Annotated in this window: 13 protein-coding genes and 1 pseudogene; 8 read left to right on the forward strand and 6 right to left on the reverse strand. The window is 63.0% G+C overall.

The genetic code is table 11. The features are described 5' to 3' along the window. Window positions 1-5 precede the first annotated feature (5 nt). Window positions 6-902, reverse strand: coding sequence for a LysR substrate-binding domain-containing protein (locus MHI61_RS07750; RefSeq protein WP_239791559.1), 897 nt, complete (start codon window positions 900-902; stop codon window positions 6-8). 101 nt (window positions 903-1,003) lie between these two features. On the opposite strand from MHI61_RS07750, the gene MHI61_RS07755 reads away from it, so the two are divergent. Next, window positions 1,004-1,198, forward strand: coding sequence for a hypothetical protein (locus MHI61_RS07755; RefSeq protein ID WP_239791560.1), 195 nt, complete (start codon window positions 1,004-1,006; stop codon window positions 1,196-1,198). Here MHI61_RS07755 and xdhC read toward each other — a convergent pair. From xdhC to MHI61_RS07775, 4 genes are all read right to left on the reverse strand, one after another. After that, the gene (xdhC, locus tag MHI61_RS07760) at window positions 1,174-1,986 is read right to left on the reverse strand and encodes a xanthine dehydrogenase accessory protein XdhC (RefSeq protein WP_239791561.1); all 813 of its coding nucleotides are present in this window, start codon (window positions 1,984-1,986) and stop codon (window positions 1,174-1,176) included. The genes MHI61_RS07755 and xdhC overlap by 25 nt on opposite strands. A gap of 279 nt (window positions 1,987-2,265) precedes the next feature. Next, the gene (xdhB, locus tag MHI61_RS07765; RefSeq protein WP_239791562.1) at window positions 2,266-4,605 is read right to left on the reverse strand and encodes a xanthine dehydrogenase molybdopterin binding subunit; all 2,340 of its coding nucleotides are present in this window, start codon (window positions 4,603-4,605) and stop codon (window positions 2,266-2,268) included. Window positions 4,606-4,819: 214 nt separating this feature from the next. Then, on the reverse strand, window positions 4,820-6,286 hold the full coding sequence (xdhA, locus tag MHI61_RS07770) for a xanthine dehydrogenase small subunit (RefSeq protein ID WP_239791563.1): 1,467 nt from the start codon (window positions 6,284-6,286) through the stop codon (window positions 4,820-4,822). Window positions 6,287-6,314: 28 nt separating this feature from the next. After that, window positions 6,315-7,091 (reverse strand): 3-hydroxybutyrate dehydrogenase, encoded by a 777-nt coding sequence (locus tag MHI61_RS07775; RefSeq protein WP_239791564.1) that lies wholly within the window; start codon window positions 7,089-7,091, stop codon window positions 6,315-6,317. A 156-nt stretch (window positions 7,092-7,247) separates the two neighbouring features. On the opposite strand from MHI61_RS07775, the gene glpK reads away from it, so the two are divergent. From glpK to map, 7 genes and pseudogenes are all read left to right on the forward strand, one after another. Further along, window positions 7,248-8,741: a glycerol kinase GlpK gene (gene glpK, locus MHI61_RS07780; protein ID WP_239791565.1), complete on the forward strand. Its 1,494-nt coding sequence runs from the start codon at window positions 7,248-7,250 to the stop codon at window positions 8,739-8,741. Between the two features lie 142 nt (window positions 8,742-8,883). Continuing rightward, window positions 8,884-9,258 (forward strand): YciI family protein, encoded by a 375-nt coding sequence (locus MHI61_RS07785; protein WP_239791566.1) that lies wholly within the window; start codon window positions 8,884-8,886, stop codon window positions 9,256-9,258. Beyond that, window positions 9,255-10,514 (forward strand): RNA polymerase sigma factor, encoded by a 1,260-nt coding sequence (locus MHI61_RS07790; RefSeq protein ID WP_239791567.1) that lies wholly within the window; start codon window positions 9,255-9,257, stop codon window positions 10,512-10,514. The genes MHI61_RS07785 and MHI61_RS07790 overlap by 4 nt, the downstream gene beginning before the upstream one ends. Before the next feature lie 99 nt (window positions 10,515-10,613). Beyond that, on the forward strand, window positions 10,614-11,081 hold the full coding sequence (locus MHI61_RS07795) for an SRPBCC family protein (protein WP_239791568.1): 468 nt from the start codon (window positions 10,614-10,616) through the stop codon (window positions 11,079-11,081). Between the two features lie 154 nt (window positions 11,082-11,235). Then, window positions 11,236-11,407, forward strand: a pseudogene (locus MHI61_RS07800) (GIY-YIG nuclease family protein); the annotation flags it as partial. Between the two features lie 293 nt (window positions 11,408-11,700). Beyond that, a complete protein-coding gene (locus MHI61_RS07805) occupies window positions 11,701-12,762 on the forward strand; it encodes an LLM class flavin-dependent oxidoreductase (protein ID WP_239791569.1) in 1,062 nt (353 codons plus the stop codon). Between the two features lie 39 nt (window positions 12,763-12,801). Then, a complete protein-coding gene (gene map / locus MHI61_RS07810) occupies window positions 12,802-13,560 on the forward strand; it encodes a type I methionyl aminopeptidase (protein ID WP_239791570.1) in 759 nt (252 codons plus the stop codon). 132 nt (window positions 13,561-13,692) lie between these two features. Here the strand turns inward: map and MHI61_RS07815 are convergent, their stop codons facing one another. Then, window positions 13,693-15,045: a hypothetical protein gene (locus tag MHI61_RS07815; RefSeq protein WP_239791571.1), complete on the reverse strand. Its 1,353-nt coding sequence runs from the start codon at window positions 15,043-15,045 to the stop codon at window positions 13,693-13,695. Between the last annotated feature and the right edge of the window lie 42 nt (window positions 15,046-15,087).

Raw genomic sequence — 15,087 nt, forward strand, 5'->3', positions numbered from 1 at the left:
ATGATCTAATGGCCGGCCGCCTTCATCTCTTCGAGGATCCAATTGCGGAAGGCCTTGATCTTCGGCACGTTTCGGCGGTTTTCTGGATAGGCAAGCCAGTAGGCCTTGCCGTCGCTGCGGGTCAGCTCGAAGGGCTGGTAGAGCCGGCCGAGCGCGATCTCGGCCGCATAGAAGGCCGGGTTGAGGATGGCGACGCCATGTCCTGACATCGCCGCATCGGCTTCCACCGCTTGGGAGCCGAGCTGGTTGCGCGGGCGGCGATCGAGATCCGTGTCGGTGACGCCGGCTGCCTCGAACCATTGTTTCCACCAGATGTCGCCGGCGTCGAAGAGATCGAACTTCAGGAGATCACGCGGCTCCTTGATCCCGCCGGCCGATTCCGCCAGCTTTGGGCTCAGCATCGGGGTGAACTCCAGCCCCAACAGCCGGTGCAGCGCCAGCCCGGGCCAGTTGCCGTCGCCCCAGCGGATGGCGACATCGATCGGCTCGCGGGAAAAGTCGATTATATCGGAGCTCGCCTGAAAGCGCACGGCGATCGCCGGATGCTTCAAATGGAAAGAGCCGAGGCGCGGCGCCAGCCATTTCGAGGCGAAGGTGTGGGTCGAGCTGATGGCGAGCGTGCCTTCGACGCTGTCGCGCGCCGTCGCCATCGCGTCGTGCAGCATGGCGAAGGCTTCGGTCACTTTCGGCGCCAGCCGTTCGCCGGTCTCCGTCAGCGCGATCTGGCGGGGACGGCGCAGGAAGAGCGGCTCGCCGACATTCTCCTCCAACAGCTTGATCTGGTAGCTGACGGCCGTCTGCGTCATGCCGAGTTCGTCGCCGGCCTTGGTGAAACTGCCGAGCCGGGCCGCGGCCTCGAAGACGCGCAGCGCATTCAGCGGGAATTGTTTCGAGAGTTTCATGGATAAGTTCTCTTGATGCAGGCAGACGGTCGTTCGATTGGAATTGCAGCATTTTCCGCGGCAAACTGCAACTCATACCATCAAACTGACGAGGTGATGTCATGGATTGCTTTGCTATCGAAGAGAAGCGCTCGCAGCCGAGCGTGGGTGTGTTCAAGCGTCTTGCCGGACGGCTGGTCGGCCGTTTCTGCCGGCTGCCCCGCCTCGATCTCGATGCTGCGCCGGACCGCGTCAAGCGCGATCTTGGTTTCCTCGATGGACGCGATCCGTTTTACGAGGACGCCTGCAAGCGATAGGCCGCCAGCGCCGCCAGGATTTCGGCGGCGGTCATGGCGGCGATCACCTCAGGGCGTTTGTCCCTGACCGCCGAGCCCCCGATCGGCAGCGTCAATCGCTTCATCCAGCCCCGTTCGCCGCCTTCGCGGGAAACCCAGCTTGCCAAGGTGGCGCGTTTGGTCGCTGAACCGATCATGCCGGTATAGGCGAGATCCTCCCTGGCCAGCGCTTCACGGGCGATGAGAAAGTCCAGCGCATGGTCGTGCGTCAGGATGACGACCGCGCCGCCGGCGGCAATATCCTTCACCAGCGCTTCCGGCATCGGCACGAGGCGGGTCTTCGTCGCCGCCGGCAGATTGGCGAGCTCTTCCTGGCGGGTTTCGACCACTGTGACCGACAGCGGCAGCGGCGCAAGGGCAGCTGCCAGCGCACGGCCGACATGGCCGGCGCCGAAGAGAAGCACCTCGGGCAGACGCTCGATTTCGCCGGCACGTGTGGCTTCGACCTCGGCTTTCAACGTCGGCGTCAATTGGCGGAACCGCAACTGTGTACGCCCACCGCAGCACTGGCCGATCTCGGGGCCGAGCGGGATATCCATGGTGGCTGCGCCGCCGGTTCCCGCCAGCATCTCCCGCGCATTGTGGATCGCCATGAATTCGAACTGTCCGCCGCCGATCGTGCCCCACAGCGCGGTTGGCGAGACGAGCATGAAGGCCCCGGCCTCGCGCGGGGTGGAACCCTGTGTCTCGGTGATGTCGACGAGGACGCTGTTGGGGTGGGCGGCGAGGAAGGTGGGGAGGTCGGTCATGGGAGGATGGCCGAGGGGTAAGTGGCTGTGTTACCCCCCTCTGTCCTGCCGGACATCTCCCCCACAAGGGGGGAGATCGGCATGAGGCGCGGGCTTCCCAAGACGGGGAAACGACGGCCTAAAACTGGATCTTGATAATCCGCTGTCAGGGCAATATGGGCGAAGGGCCGTCGTCTTGCCGATCTCCCCCCTTGTGGGGGAGATGTCCGGCAGGACAGAGGGGGGTGCCCACTCTGCCTGTTCCGCTCGAACAACAAGCCAGCCGGACGTCTTACCATCCTACACCCGCTTCATCCGCTCCACCGCCATCAGCACTCGTTCCGGCGTCGCCGGGGCGTCGAGCCTGGGGCAGACCTTGTAATCCGCGACGCTGGCGACCGCCATCGACAGCGCTTCCAGCACCGAGATCGCCAGCATGAAAGGTGGTTCGCCGACGGCCTTGGAGCGGCCGATGGTGGCCTCGGCGTTCTCCGACCATTCGGCGAGGCGCACATTGAAGATCTTCGGCCGGTCGGAGGCGAGCGGGATCTTGTAGGTGGATGGCGCATGGGTGCGCAGCCGCCCCTTGTCGTCCCACCAGAGTTCTTCCGTCGTCAGCCAGCCCAGGCCCTGGACGAAGGCGCCCTCGACCTGGCCGAGGTCAATCGCCGGGTTCAGCGAGCGGCCGACATCGTGGACAATGTCGGTGCGGTCGATCAGATATTCGCCGGTCAGCGTATCGATCGAGACCTCGGTGCAGGCGGCGCCATAGGCGAAATAATAGAAGGGCGTGCCGCGGCCGGCCTTGCGGTCCCAGTGGATCTTCGGCGTCTTGTAGAAGCCGGCGGCAGACAGCTGGACGCGGGCGAAATAGGCCTGCTTGATGAAGTCGGGGAAGGGAATTTCGATCTCGCCGACGCGCACGCGGTTCGGCAGGAAGACGACGTCGGCGGGCCCGACATCCCATTTCTCGGCGGCAAAGGCCGTAAGCCGTTCCTTGATTTGGCGGGCGGCGTCATAAGCGGCCATGCCGTTCAGATCCGAGCCGGAGGAAGCGGCGGTGGCCGAGGTGTTCGGCACCTTGGCGGTCGTCGTCGCGGTGATCTTGACCCGATCGATATCGACCTGGAAGCTGTCGGCCAGCACCTGCGCCACCTTGGTATAGAGGCCCTGACCCATTTCGGTGCCGCCATGATTGAGGTGGATCGAGCCGTCCTGATAGATATGGACGAGGGCGCCGGCCTGATTGAAGGCGGTCATGGTGAAGGAGATGCCGAATTTCACCGGCGTCAGGGCAATGCCCTTCTTGATATAGCGGCTGTCGCGGTTGAAGCCGATGATGGCATTGCGCCGCGCCCGGTAGCCTGACGTATCCTCCAGCTCGTCGACGACGCGGGCGATGATATTGTCCTCGACCTCCTGATGGTAAGGGGTCAGCGTGCGCCCGGAGCCCGGCTGGCCGTAGAAATTCAGCTTGCGGATATCGAGCGGATCCTTGCCGAGGGCATAGGCGATCTCCTCGATGATGCGCTCGGCGCCGAGCATGCCCTGCGGCCCGCCAAAGCCGCGGAAGGCGGTGTTGGAGACGGTGTGTGTCTTCAGCGGCTTCGATTGCAGATGCACATGCGGATAGAAATAGCTGGAATCGGCATGGAACAGCGCGCGGTCGGTCACCGGTCCGGAGAGGTCGGAGGAGAAGCCGCAGCGCGCCGCGTAAGTGGCGTCGACCGCGTGGATGCGGCCTTCGGCATCGAAGCCCACTTCGTAATCGACCAGGAAATCATGGCGTTTGCCGGTGGCACTCATATCCTCGTCGCGGTCCGGGCGGAATTTGACGGCACGGCCGAGCTTCTTGGCGGCGATCGCCGCAAGGGCTGCGAACTGACTGCCCTGCGTCTCCTTGCCGCCGAAGCCGCCGCCCATGCGGCGCACGTTGACGGTGACCGCGTTCGAAGGGATATCGAGCACGTGGCCGACGATGTGTTGGATTTCGCTCGGATGCTGGGTCGAAGACCAGACGGTGACCTCGTCATCCTCGCCGGGGATCGCCACGGCGATATGGCCTTCGAGATAGAAATGCTCCTGTCCGCCAATGCGCATCTGGCCCTTCAGCCGCATGGCGGCATTCGGCATTTCCGTTTCCGGCTCGCCGCGCTGGAGCGTCATCGGGGTGATGACCAGCGGGCCGCCATTGGCGAGCGCGCCGTCGATATCGTGCCAGTGCGTGAGGTCGCGATAATCGATCTTCGCCAGCCGCGCGGCGCGGCGGGCCGCGTCGCGTGTTTCGGCGATTACGGCAAAGATCGGCTGGCCGTGAAATTGAACTAGAGTTTCGGCGAGCAGCGGTTCGTCATGGCTGCCGTTGGAACTGGTGTCGTTGACGCCGGGCACGTCCTCGCCGGTGAAAACCCAGACCACCCCCGGATAGGCGGCGACCTCGGAAAGGTCGACGCTGAGGATCTCGGCATGGGCCCGGTCGGAAAGGCCGAGCGCACCGTGCAGGAGGCCGGCGGGTTCGGGAATGTCATCGATATAATCGGCGGTTCCGGTGACATGCTTGTGCGCTGAGTCATGGCGCAGCGAGCCGTGCATGGGGCCGGAGATGACGACTTTGGGGTTTTCGAAGGTGGACTTGTCCATTAGCGGTGTCCTCTATGGCCGGCGCCGTTTTGACGGCGGCCCCTCATCCGGCTGCCGCCACCTTCTCCCCGCTTGCGGGGAGAAGGGACATGCCGCGCCGTCTCCGTTCCTCGCCACCTCTCGCAGGGCACGTCCCCTCTCCCCGCAGGCGGGGAGAGGGTTAGGGTGAGGGGCATAGTGGTGACTGCCGCGGGCCGACTAGCGGAACAAACCATCACGCCACCTCCTCGAACCGCTTCAGCTCCGCCGGCGCGCCGACGGTCTCAAGATAGAACCGCGTCAGCAGGTTCTTCGCCGTCAGCTGCCGGTATTCCGCCGTGGCGCGCCAGTCGGTCAGCGGCTGGAAGTCGGCGTCGAAGGCGGGGCGGGCGGCGTCGATCGAGGCTTCCGTCCACGGCTTGCCGATCAGCGCGGCCTCGACTGTCGGCGCGCGTTTCGGCGTTGCCGCCATGCCGCCGAAGGCGATGCGGATGTCGGTGATGGTCTCGGCCTCGTCGAGCGTCAGTAGAAAGGCGCCAAGCACGGCGGTGATGTCCTCGTCACGGCGCTTGGTGATCTTGTAGGCGGCAAAGCGGCTGGCGGCCTTGGGATAGGGCACGAAGACGCTTTCGACGAATTCGCCGGGTCTGCGATCCTGTTTGCCATAGGCGATGAAGAAATCCTCGAGCGGCATTCGGCGCTGCCCTTGCAGGGAGCGCAGGGTCAGAGTCGCGCCGAGGGCGATCAGCGGCGGGGGACTGTCGCCGATCGGCGAACCGTTGGCGATATTGCCGCCGATCGTGCCCATGTTGCGCACCTGCTCGCCGCCGATGCGGTCTATCAGCCGCCCGAGCGCTGGGATCTTGCTGGAAATCGCCTCGAAGGCCCTGCTGTAGCTGACGCCGGCGCCGATGGTGACGCCATCATCGCTTTCCGTCACCGACTGCAATTCGCTCAGATGATTGATGAAAACGACCGGGCTCAGCCGGCGCATCTGCTTCGTCACCCAGAGACCGACATCGGTCGCGCCGGCAATGACGGTCGCGTCGGGTTCCTCAGAGAGGACTTCCGCCAGCGCCTGGAGCGAAGCCGGAACGATCAGCCGGTCTTCGCCGCTGGCAATCCGCATGGTGCCGCTCGCCTGCATAGCCCAGAGCCGCGCGACAATTTCCGAGCGCGTCCGCTGCAGCGGGTCGAAGAGCGCGCTCGGCCGCTGCAGGCTGACCTGCTCGGCGGCTTTGACGATCGGCTCGTAGCCGGTGCAGCGACAGAGATTGCCCTGCAGCGCCTTTTCGATCTCGCGGCGGCCGGGTTTTTCCTTCGTCAGCCACAGCCCGTAGAGCGACATGACGAAGCCCGGGGTGCAGAAGCCGCACTGCGAGCCATGACAGTCGACCAGCGCCTGCTGCACCGGATGTAGCGCGCCGTCCCGGCCGGCCAGATGCTCGACCGTCACCACGTGCGTGGCATGCAGTGAGCCCATGAAACGGATGCAGGCATTGACCGATTCGTAAGCGAGCTTGCCGTCGGCCAGCCGCCCGACAAGCACGGTGCAGGCGCCGCAGTCACCTTCGGCGCATCCTTCCTTGGTGCCCGTCAGCCGCCGCTTCATCCGCAGAAAATCGAGAAGTGTCTCGGTCGGCCCGACATTGGCGAGCGCGATATCTTCGCCGTTCAGGATGAAGCGGATGCTGTCGTTCATGATGTTCCCGGTTGTTTTTTCCAGATGGTTAAGCCGCCGTCCAGCCACCGTCAATCGAGATATGCGTTCCGGTCACCTGCCGGGCGGCGTCGCTGGCGAGGTAAAGCGACAGGGCGCCGATCTCTTCGGCCTTGACGAATTCACGGGTCGGCTGCGCCTTGAGGATGACCTCGCTCTTCACCTGCTCCTCGGTCATGCCGCGGGCCCTGGCGGTATCCGGTATCTGTTTTTCGACCAGGGGCGTCAGCACATAGCCGGGGCAGATGGCGTTCACCGTCACGCCGAATTCGGCAAGCTCCAGCGCCGCTGTCTTCGTCAGGCCTAATATACCATGTTTTGCCGCGACATAGGCGGATTTGAAGGGGGAGGCGACGAGCCCGTGGGCCGAGGCGATATTGATGATCCGGCCATGCTTTCTCGCCTTCATCAGCGGGATGGCGGCGCGCATGGTGTGAAAGGAGCTCGACAGATTGATGGCGATAATCTGATCCCACTTCTCGATCGGGAAATCCTCGATCTTCTCGACATGCTGGATGCCGGCATTGTTGACGAGGACATCGACGGTGCCGAAGTTCTTCGCCGCCGTTTCGATCAGGTTGGCGATCTCGGCGGGCTTGGTCATGTCGGCCGGATGATAGATCGCCCGGGCCTTCGACACCGATTCAAGGCGCTCGACGATCGCCTTGATTTCATCGGCATTTCCGAAACCATTGATGACGACATTGTCGCCGGTTTCGGCAAAGGCGGTGGCGATTGCCAGGCCGATGCCGCTGGTGGAGCCGGTGACGATGACTGATCTGCTCATGCTGTTTTCTCCTGACATCGCGATGCTGCGTTGCAACGTTATGGCGAGGTTATGCCCAAAGCCGGCAGGCTGGCAATTCCGCTTTATTCGCTTTTCTCGCCCGCATCCGTGTCCTATTGATTTGCCTCGACAATCGACATGCCTCGGGAGGATTTAATGAGCGGATATGTTCTGGCGATCGATCAGGGAACGACGTCGACACGGGCGATCGTCTTCGATGGCGACATGCATGTCGCCGGCAAGGGCCAGAAGGAATTCACCCAGATCTATCCGCGCTCGGGCTGGGTCGAGCACGATCCCGAGGAGATCTGGGACTCGGTCGTCTCCACCGTCAACATGGCGTTGCGCGACGCCGGGATTACGGCGAGGGATGTTGCTGCGCTCGGCATCACCAATCAGCGCGAGACGGTCGTTGTCTGGGAGCGCGAGACCGGCCGGCCAATCCAGAATGCCATCGTCTGGCAGGACCGGCGCACCGCGAGCTATTGCGATAATCTGAAACGGCAGGATCTCGAGCGGCTCTTCACCAGGAAGACCGGCCTGCTCCTCGACCCCTATTTTTCCGGAACGAAGCTTTCCTGGATGCTCGCCAACGTGAAGGGCGCGCGTGCGCGTGCCGCCAGGGGCGATCTCTGCTTTGGTACGATCGACACTTTCCTGATCTGGCGGCTGACCGGCGGCAAGAGCTTCGTGACCGACGCCACCAATGCCTCGCGCACGTTGATGTACAACATCGTCGACAACGCCTGGGACGAAGATTTGCTCGAGATTCTCAGGGTGCCTGCCGCCATGCTGCCTAAAGTCATGGATTGCTCCGCCGATTTCGGCACGGTCGATCCTGAGATCTTCGGCGCGGCGATCCCGATCCTCGGTGTTGCCGGCGACCAGCAGGCGGCCACCATCGGTCAGGCCTGCTTTGCACCAGGTATGATGAAATCGACCTACGGCACCGGCTGTTTCGCGCTGCTCAACACGGGCGCCGATATGGTGCGCTCGAAAAACCGGCTGCTGACCACCATCGCCTATCGTCTGGACGGCGAGACGACTTATGCGCTCGAGGGTTCTATCTTCATCGCCGGGGCGGCGGTGCAATGGCTGCGGGACGGGCTCGGGATCATCGGCAGCGCCTCCGAGACTAATGCGCTTGCCGAGAAGGCCGATCCGACGCAGGACGTTTATCTCGTCCCCGCCTTCACCGGGCTTGGCGCGCCGCACTGGGATGCCAAGGCGCGGGGTGCGATCTTCGGACTGACACGCAACAGCGGTCCGGCGGAACTTTCGAGAGCGGCCCTCGAAGCGGTCTGTTACCAGACCCGCGATCTCCTCGATGCCATGCAGAAGGACTGGAAGAATGCCGGCGACGACACGGTGCTGCGCGTCGATGGCGGCATGGTGGCCTCCGACTGGACGATGCAACGGCTCGCCGATCTGCTCGATGCCCCGGTCGACCGCCCGGTCATTCTCGAAACGACTGCACTCGGTGCGGCCTGGCTCGCCGGCAGCCGGGCAGGGGTCTGGCCGGACCGGGATGGCTTTTCGGCGAGGTGGAAACGCGACCGGCGCTTCGAGCCCAACATGGATGACAAGGTGCGGGCGGCCAAGCTCAAGGGCTGGAGGAGCGCGGTCCGGCGGACGCTGAGCGAGGGGTGAGGCGCGATCGCAAACAGCACCGTAGCGTTGCCTGTTTCGGCGGGTAGGGTCTGGCTCTCAGCGCCGTTTTCTTGATAATTTTTTGATGCGGCCTGTCGGCTAAGCGGTTACTCCTTCGTCATTCGGAAAGAGGAGTGACCCGATGCTTTATGCAATCCTTTGCTACGCCCACGAGGAAACCGTCTTCGCCTGGACCCAGGAGGAAGAGGCTGCCGTCATGGAGAAGCTTTACGCCGTGCAGGAGCCGCTGGCCAGATCCGGCAAGCTCGGCCCCGTCGGGCGGCTGATGCCGACGACGGCTGCGACCACCGTGCGCAAAGGCAAGGACGAGCCCTTGGTCATCGACGGGCCTTTTGCGGAAACCAAAGAGGCACTTCTCGGCTTCTACGTGGTTGACTTCGAAACCCTCGACGAGGCGGTCGCCTTCTCGAAGCAGCTTTCATCCGTCAATCCGGGTTCCACCTCTTACGAAATTCGGCCTTTCTACGTCTTCAGGCCGGGAAATGCTGCATCATGACCGATATTGCCTGGATCGACCTTGCTCTTGCCTCGGCCCGCCCGAAGGCGCTCGGTGCGTTGCTGCGCTATTTCCGCGATCTCGACACGGCGGAAGAGGCGTTTCAGGAGGCATGTCTGAGGGCGATCCGGACATGGCCGGAGAAAGGGCCGCCGCGCGATCCGACAGCCTGGCTTATCTTCGTTGGCCGCAACAGCGGGATCGATGCGGTGCGCAAGCGGACGAAGCTCCAGGCGCTGCCGGACGAGGAGGTCATTTCCGATACCGAGGATGCCGAAAGCGATATCGCCGAGCGGCTGGACGATTCCAATTATCGCGACGACATTCTGCGGCTTCTCTTCATCTGCTGCCATCCGGATCTGCCGGCCACCCAGCAGATTGCGCTGGCGCTGCGTATCGTGTCCGGCCTTTCGGTGACGCAGATCGCGCGCGCTTTCCTGGTTTCGGAAAGCGCCATGGAGCAGCGCATTACCCGGGCGAAGGCGCGTGTCGCCAAGGCAGGCGTGCCTTTCGAAACGCCGAGCCCCGAGGAGAGGGCTGAACGTCTCTCGATCGTCAGCACGATGATCTATCTCATCTTCAACGAGGGCTACAGCCAGGCCGACCCCAAGCATGAGGCGGCCGCCTTCAGCGACGAGGCGATCCGGCTGGCGCGGCTGATGCTGCATATTTTCCCGGCGGAACCGGAGCTGATGGGGCTGCTCGCGCTCATGCTCCTGCAAATCTCGCGCCGGCCGGCGCGCTTCAGCGCCGAGGGCGAAATCGTGCTGCTTGAAGATCAGGACCGCTCGCTTTGGAGCCAGCCCTTCATCAACGAAGCCCTGGCGCTGCTCGACAAGGCGCTGCGGCACCGCCGGCCCGGCCCGTATCAGCTTCAGGCGGCCATTGCCGCCATCCATTCCCGCGCGAAACGTGCCGAGGATACCGACTGGGTCGAGATCGATCTGCTTTACCGCGCGCTGGAGCGTGTGCAGCCCTCGCCTGTCGTGACGCTTAACCGCGCGGTCGTCGTTTCCAAGCTGCACGGGCCGCAGCAGGCGCTCGATCTCATCGATCCGCTGGGCGAGAAACTCGGCGGCTATTTCTACTATCACGGTCTGCGGGGCGGGCTGCTGAAGCAGCTAGGCATGACCCACCAGGCGCGCGAGGCCTTCGACCATGCCATCGCGCTTGCCCATTCGGCGGCCGAGGCAGCTCATATCCGCCGGCAGATCGACAAGATGCAGGAAGAGCCCACGCAGCCGATCGCAAATTAAATCAGGAAAAATTGGCGCGGTGTCGGAACGGCGAACTTCGACACGTCCTTGTAACAACCTGACAGGAAACAGGTTTCACTCAAATGGAGAGATGTCGAAATGACCGCAAGCACGCAACATGAACTCACCCTGGTTCGCGAATTCGACGCCCCGCGCGAGAAGATCTACACGGCATGGACCGATCCCGACCTGCTGAAGCAGTGGTTCGTACCGCGCCCCTGGGGCGTGGCGGAAGCGACGCTCGACGTCCGCCCCGGCGGCTCCAATGTCGTCGTCATGCAGGATCCCGAGGGCAATCAGTATCCGAACCGCGGCGTCTATCTCGAGATCGTCGAGAACGAGAAGATCGTTTTCACCGACGCCTATACCAGCGCCTGGGTGCCCGCTGATAAACCTTTCTTCACTGGCGTCATCCTGCTCGAAGATCTCGGCAATGGCCGCACGAAGTATACTGCCAAGGCGCTGCACTGGCGCGCCGAGGACAAGGAAGAGCACGAGAAGATGGGATTCCACGAGGGATGGGGCAAGGCTGCCGATCAGCTGGCGGAACTGCTGGCGAAGATGTGAAGTGTTGAGGGCGGCGCGGTGGAGGCCCGCGCCGCCCTCATGCTTCACGTGCGCCGTGAAGTGGCTTGGAAGATGATTCCGCCGAGGCTTGGAAGTTATTGAATTTCAGATTGGAATTGGGATTCGGTTGGGCAGGTGTTGCTGTCGACGCGGGATGTTACCTGTGCCAATCTACCGGCATGAAGGTTACGTCTACATCCTCGCATCAGCGCGATGGCACGCTCTATACCGGCGTGACGCGTGACCTTGCAGGTCGGCTATATGAGCATCAGGACGAACTGACGCCAGGCTTTACGTCGAAGTATGGCGTAAAGACATTGGTGTGGTTGTCCTGGTGTCCGCAGTGCTCCAAAACGACCCTCTTCGCTCTGATCTGGCTCTGCACATTCCGCTTTGAATGATAGAGGATATGGAGCGCAGGTTGATCCCCTCTCTCCCTCATTCCTGTGCCGGTCACAGGAATCCAGCAGCGCCGTGTCTACGGCGCAAAGACTCTTTCCTACGCTGCCATAAGCCCCGCATCGCTATCGAAATTCTCGAACATTCCGTTCCAGACTTTGTATTTGCGTTGCCGCTCGCCGGTCCTTATCTCCAGGTTGAATTCAACGGGATGCCGACCATGGAATTGGGGCTTTACACATTCGCCGACGTCAATCCCAATCCTTCCCGCAGCAAGGGTGCGGAAGGGGCCGAACGGCTGAAGCATCTGATCGAGGAGATCGAGCTTGCCGACCAGGTGGGCCTCGATGTCTTCGGGCTCGGCGAACATCATCGGCCGGATTATGCGGCGTCAGCCCCTGCGGTGGCGTTGGCGGCCGCGGCCGTCAAGACCAAAAACATCCGCCTGACCAGCGCCGTCACCGTGCTTTCCTCGGATGATCCCGTGCGCGTCTTCCAGCAGTTTGCGACGCTTGATCTCATTTCCAACGGCCGGGCCGAGATCATGGCAGGGCGTGGCTCTTTCATCGAGTCCTTCGCGCTGTTTGGCTACAATCTCGAGGATTACGACCAGCTTTTCGAGGAGAAGCTCGATCTGCTCCTGGCGCTGCGCAACAGCGAGACGGTGGAATGGGAGGGCGAGCTTCGCGCGCCGATCCGCGGACGCGGCGTCTATCCGAGGCCGCTGCAGGATCCGCTGCCGTTGTGGGTCGCGGTCGGTGGCACACCGCAGTCGGTGGCGCGCGCCGGCGCGCTCGGACTGCCGGTGGCACTCGCCATCATCGGCGGAGAGCCGCGCCGTTTTGCGCCGCTTTTCGATCTCTACCGCGAGGCGGCGCGGCGGGCAGGGCAGGATCAGGCGAAGCTGAAGACCAGCATCAATGTTCACGGCTTCATCGCCGATACGACCGCGGCCGCCGCCGAGCAGTTTTACGGGCCGCAGGCGGAAGTGATGAACCGCATCGGCCGCGAGCGCGGCTGGGGACCGACCAGCCGGGCGCATTTCGATCTGTCGCGTGGGCCGAACGGTGCGCTTTTTGTCGGCGATCCCGAGGCGGTCGCGGAAAAGATCGTCGCCCATCACACGCTGTTCAGGAACGACCGCTTCCTGCTGCAGATGGCGATCGGCCTGATGCCGCATGTTGAGATCATGCGCGGCATCGAGCTCTACGGGACGAAAGTCGCCCCGATCGTCAGAAAGGCATTGACTGAAAGGGGCGAAGGGGCGAAAGCCACGGCTTGAGGCGGCCGCGCCGCGCCCGCGCAAGGCCGGAAGAGACGAATGGTTATCGCAAACGACGATGAACTGACAAAGCTCAAGGAGATCGGCCGGATCTGCGCCAACGCCATCCAGGTGATGGCGGCAGCGATGGAGCCGGGCATGACGACGCTGGAGCTCGATCGGATCGGCCGCAAGGTGCTTGAGGATTCCGGCGCGCGCTCGGCGCCGGAGTTCTGCTACCAGTTTCCCGGTGCGACCTGCATCAGCGTCAACGAGGAAATCGCCCACGGCATTCCCGGGCCACGTGTCATCCAGGCCGGCGACCTCATCAATATCGACGTCTCGGCCGAGAAGGACGGCTTCTTCGCCGATACCGGTGCTTCCTTCGCAGTGCCGCCGGTCAAGCCGAAGATCGAACGGCTCTGCCGCGACGGCAGGCGGGCGCTCTGGGTCGGGCTCAACCAAGTGAAATCGGGTGAGCCGCTGGCAAAGATCGGCACCGCCGTCGGCGCTTTCGCCCAGAAGAACCGCTATACGCTGGTTGCCAATCTGGCGAGCCACGGCGTCGGCCGTTCGCTGCACGAAGACCCAGCCGAGCTCTCCACCTGGCCCGATCCTTCGGAGAAGCGTGTCATGACGGACGGTCTCGTCTTTACGGTCGAGCCGTTCCTTTCGCTCGGCGCGACCTGGGCCGAGGGCGGCGACGATGCATGGACGCTCTATGCCGATCCGAAGGCACCGACCGTGCAATATGAGCACACGGTGGTTGCGACGCGGAACGGGCCGGTGATTTTGACCTTGCCGGATGGGCGGGCGTAGGGCTCAGGTCGCAGAGCTTTCTTCCTTCGCGGGGCGTTGGCGCACCGGCCTCGCCCTTCGAGGCCCTGCGGGGCACCTCATGACCTGTCTCAGGAGCGTTAGGCAACACCCTGTCGTCAGGGATGGAGTTGGTTAGAGCGACTTCAAATATTCGATGAGGTCGCCTTTTTCCTCAGCGCTCAGGTTTAACTTCAAATGGTCGTTATAGTGCGCGACGACGTCTTCCAGCGTGGCGAACCGCCCGTCGTGGTAGAAGCCACCCTTGTGGACCTTGTCCACGTTCCACAAGGCCCGCAGTGGCGCTGTCCGGTAGCGGTCGTCCGGGGCTCGTTTCGCCTGGAAATCGTCTATCCCGATCTCGTCCGCCGTGTGCAGGTTCCAGCCAGGTTCGGTGAAGAGCGGCGGCACATGGCAGGTGGCGCACTTGGCCTTGTCGTTGAAGAGGATCTTTCCTTCTTCCGCCGCCGCATTGTCGAATGTGCCTTCCGGCGGCCGCGGAGTAGGCAAGGACAGCTGGTAAAAATGCAGCGCCGGAAGTTTGGCGGTGATCCGGTCTTCCTTGTCCTGCTTGTGGCCCTGCTTTGTCCTAGCGGCGACCGGATATTTCTCGGCGTCGTCGAGACGCGGATCGTAGAACGTGCCTTTGCCGTGCATTTCGAGGTTGCCGACATAGGCGTTCCAGTAGCTGACGGTCCCCCAGGCTCCCGTCCAGGTATGGTTGTTAACGCCCGCCAATCCGAATGCGGGCGGATTGAGCGTGGCAGACGTCTTGCCGTCTGGCCGGAATGCCTTTCCATCCAGGTTGAGTTGGGCATCGAACTTGCCGGGCCCCCAGGCTTCCACCGCCTTCTTCACCTCGGCTTCCGAAACCTGCAGCATCTCGGTGAATGCCGTGAGGTCAGGCGCTAGCGCGACGATCGCACCGATGTTCAGGTCGCGGTTGGGCCAGCCATCCAGCCGGTGGCCGATGCCGGGAGCGTAGGCGTCGTCGACCGTCGAATGGCAAACGGCACACTGGATTCCGACCGACGTCAGCGTCTTTCCGTCCGCGTCGAAGAATCCGGTTACCCCCACAACGGCATTTGCCTTCAGCAGAAGGAGTGTGCTGGCCGGATCGTCGAGATCAACCTCGCCTTTACCAAGCGCAAAGGCGACGTCCTTTGGAATGGCGTTAACGTCGACCTTCAACCCGAGCTCCAGAGCTTTCTTAGGACTGAGGCCTGGTCCTTTGCCGTCCAGCTTCTCACCCGCGATCGCCTCGTGAAGCTTGAGTTTGCCTCCCCAGAAGTCCTCGCTACCGAACGTGTCGAAACGGAACGTCTCGCGGCCCTCCTCCAGGTATCGTCTTGCTTGATCGGCCGCCGCTGCGTCAAAGTCCCGACCGCCGACAGTGGGACTTTTGGACGTTTGGGCAGCAGCGGGAATCATCGTTGAAGAGAGGAGAAGAAGAAAAAGTGCTGCGGTACCCTGAGAGTGCAGAGACATAGAATTCCCTCCACGCAGCCGGCGTTTTCGGCCTGCGCATCT

The sequence above is a fragment of the Rhizobium sp. K102 genome (assembly GCF_022385315.1).
GTDB classification, from domain to species: domain Bacteria; phylum Pseudomonadota; class Alphaproteobacteria; order Rhizobiales; family Rhizobiaceae; genus Rhizobium; species Rhizobium croatiense.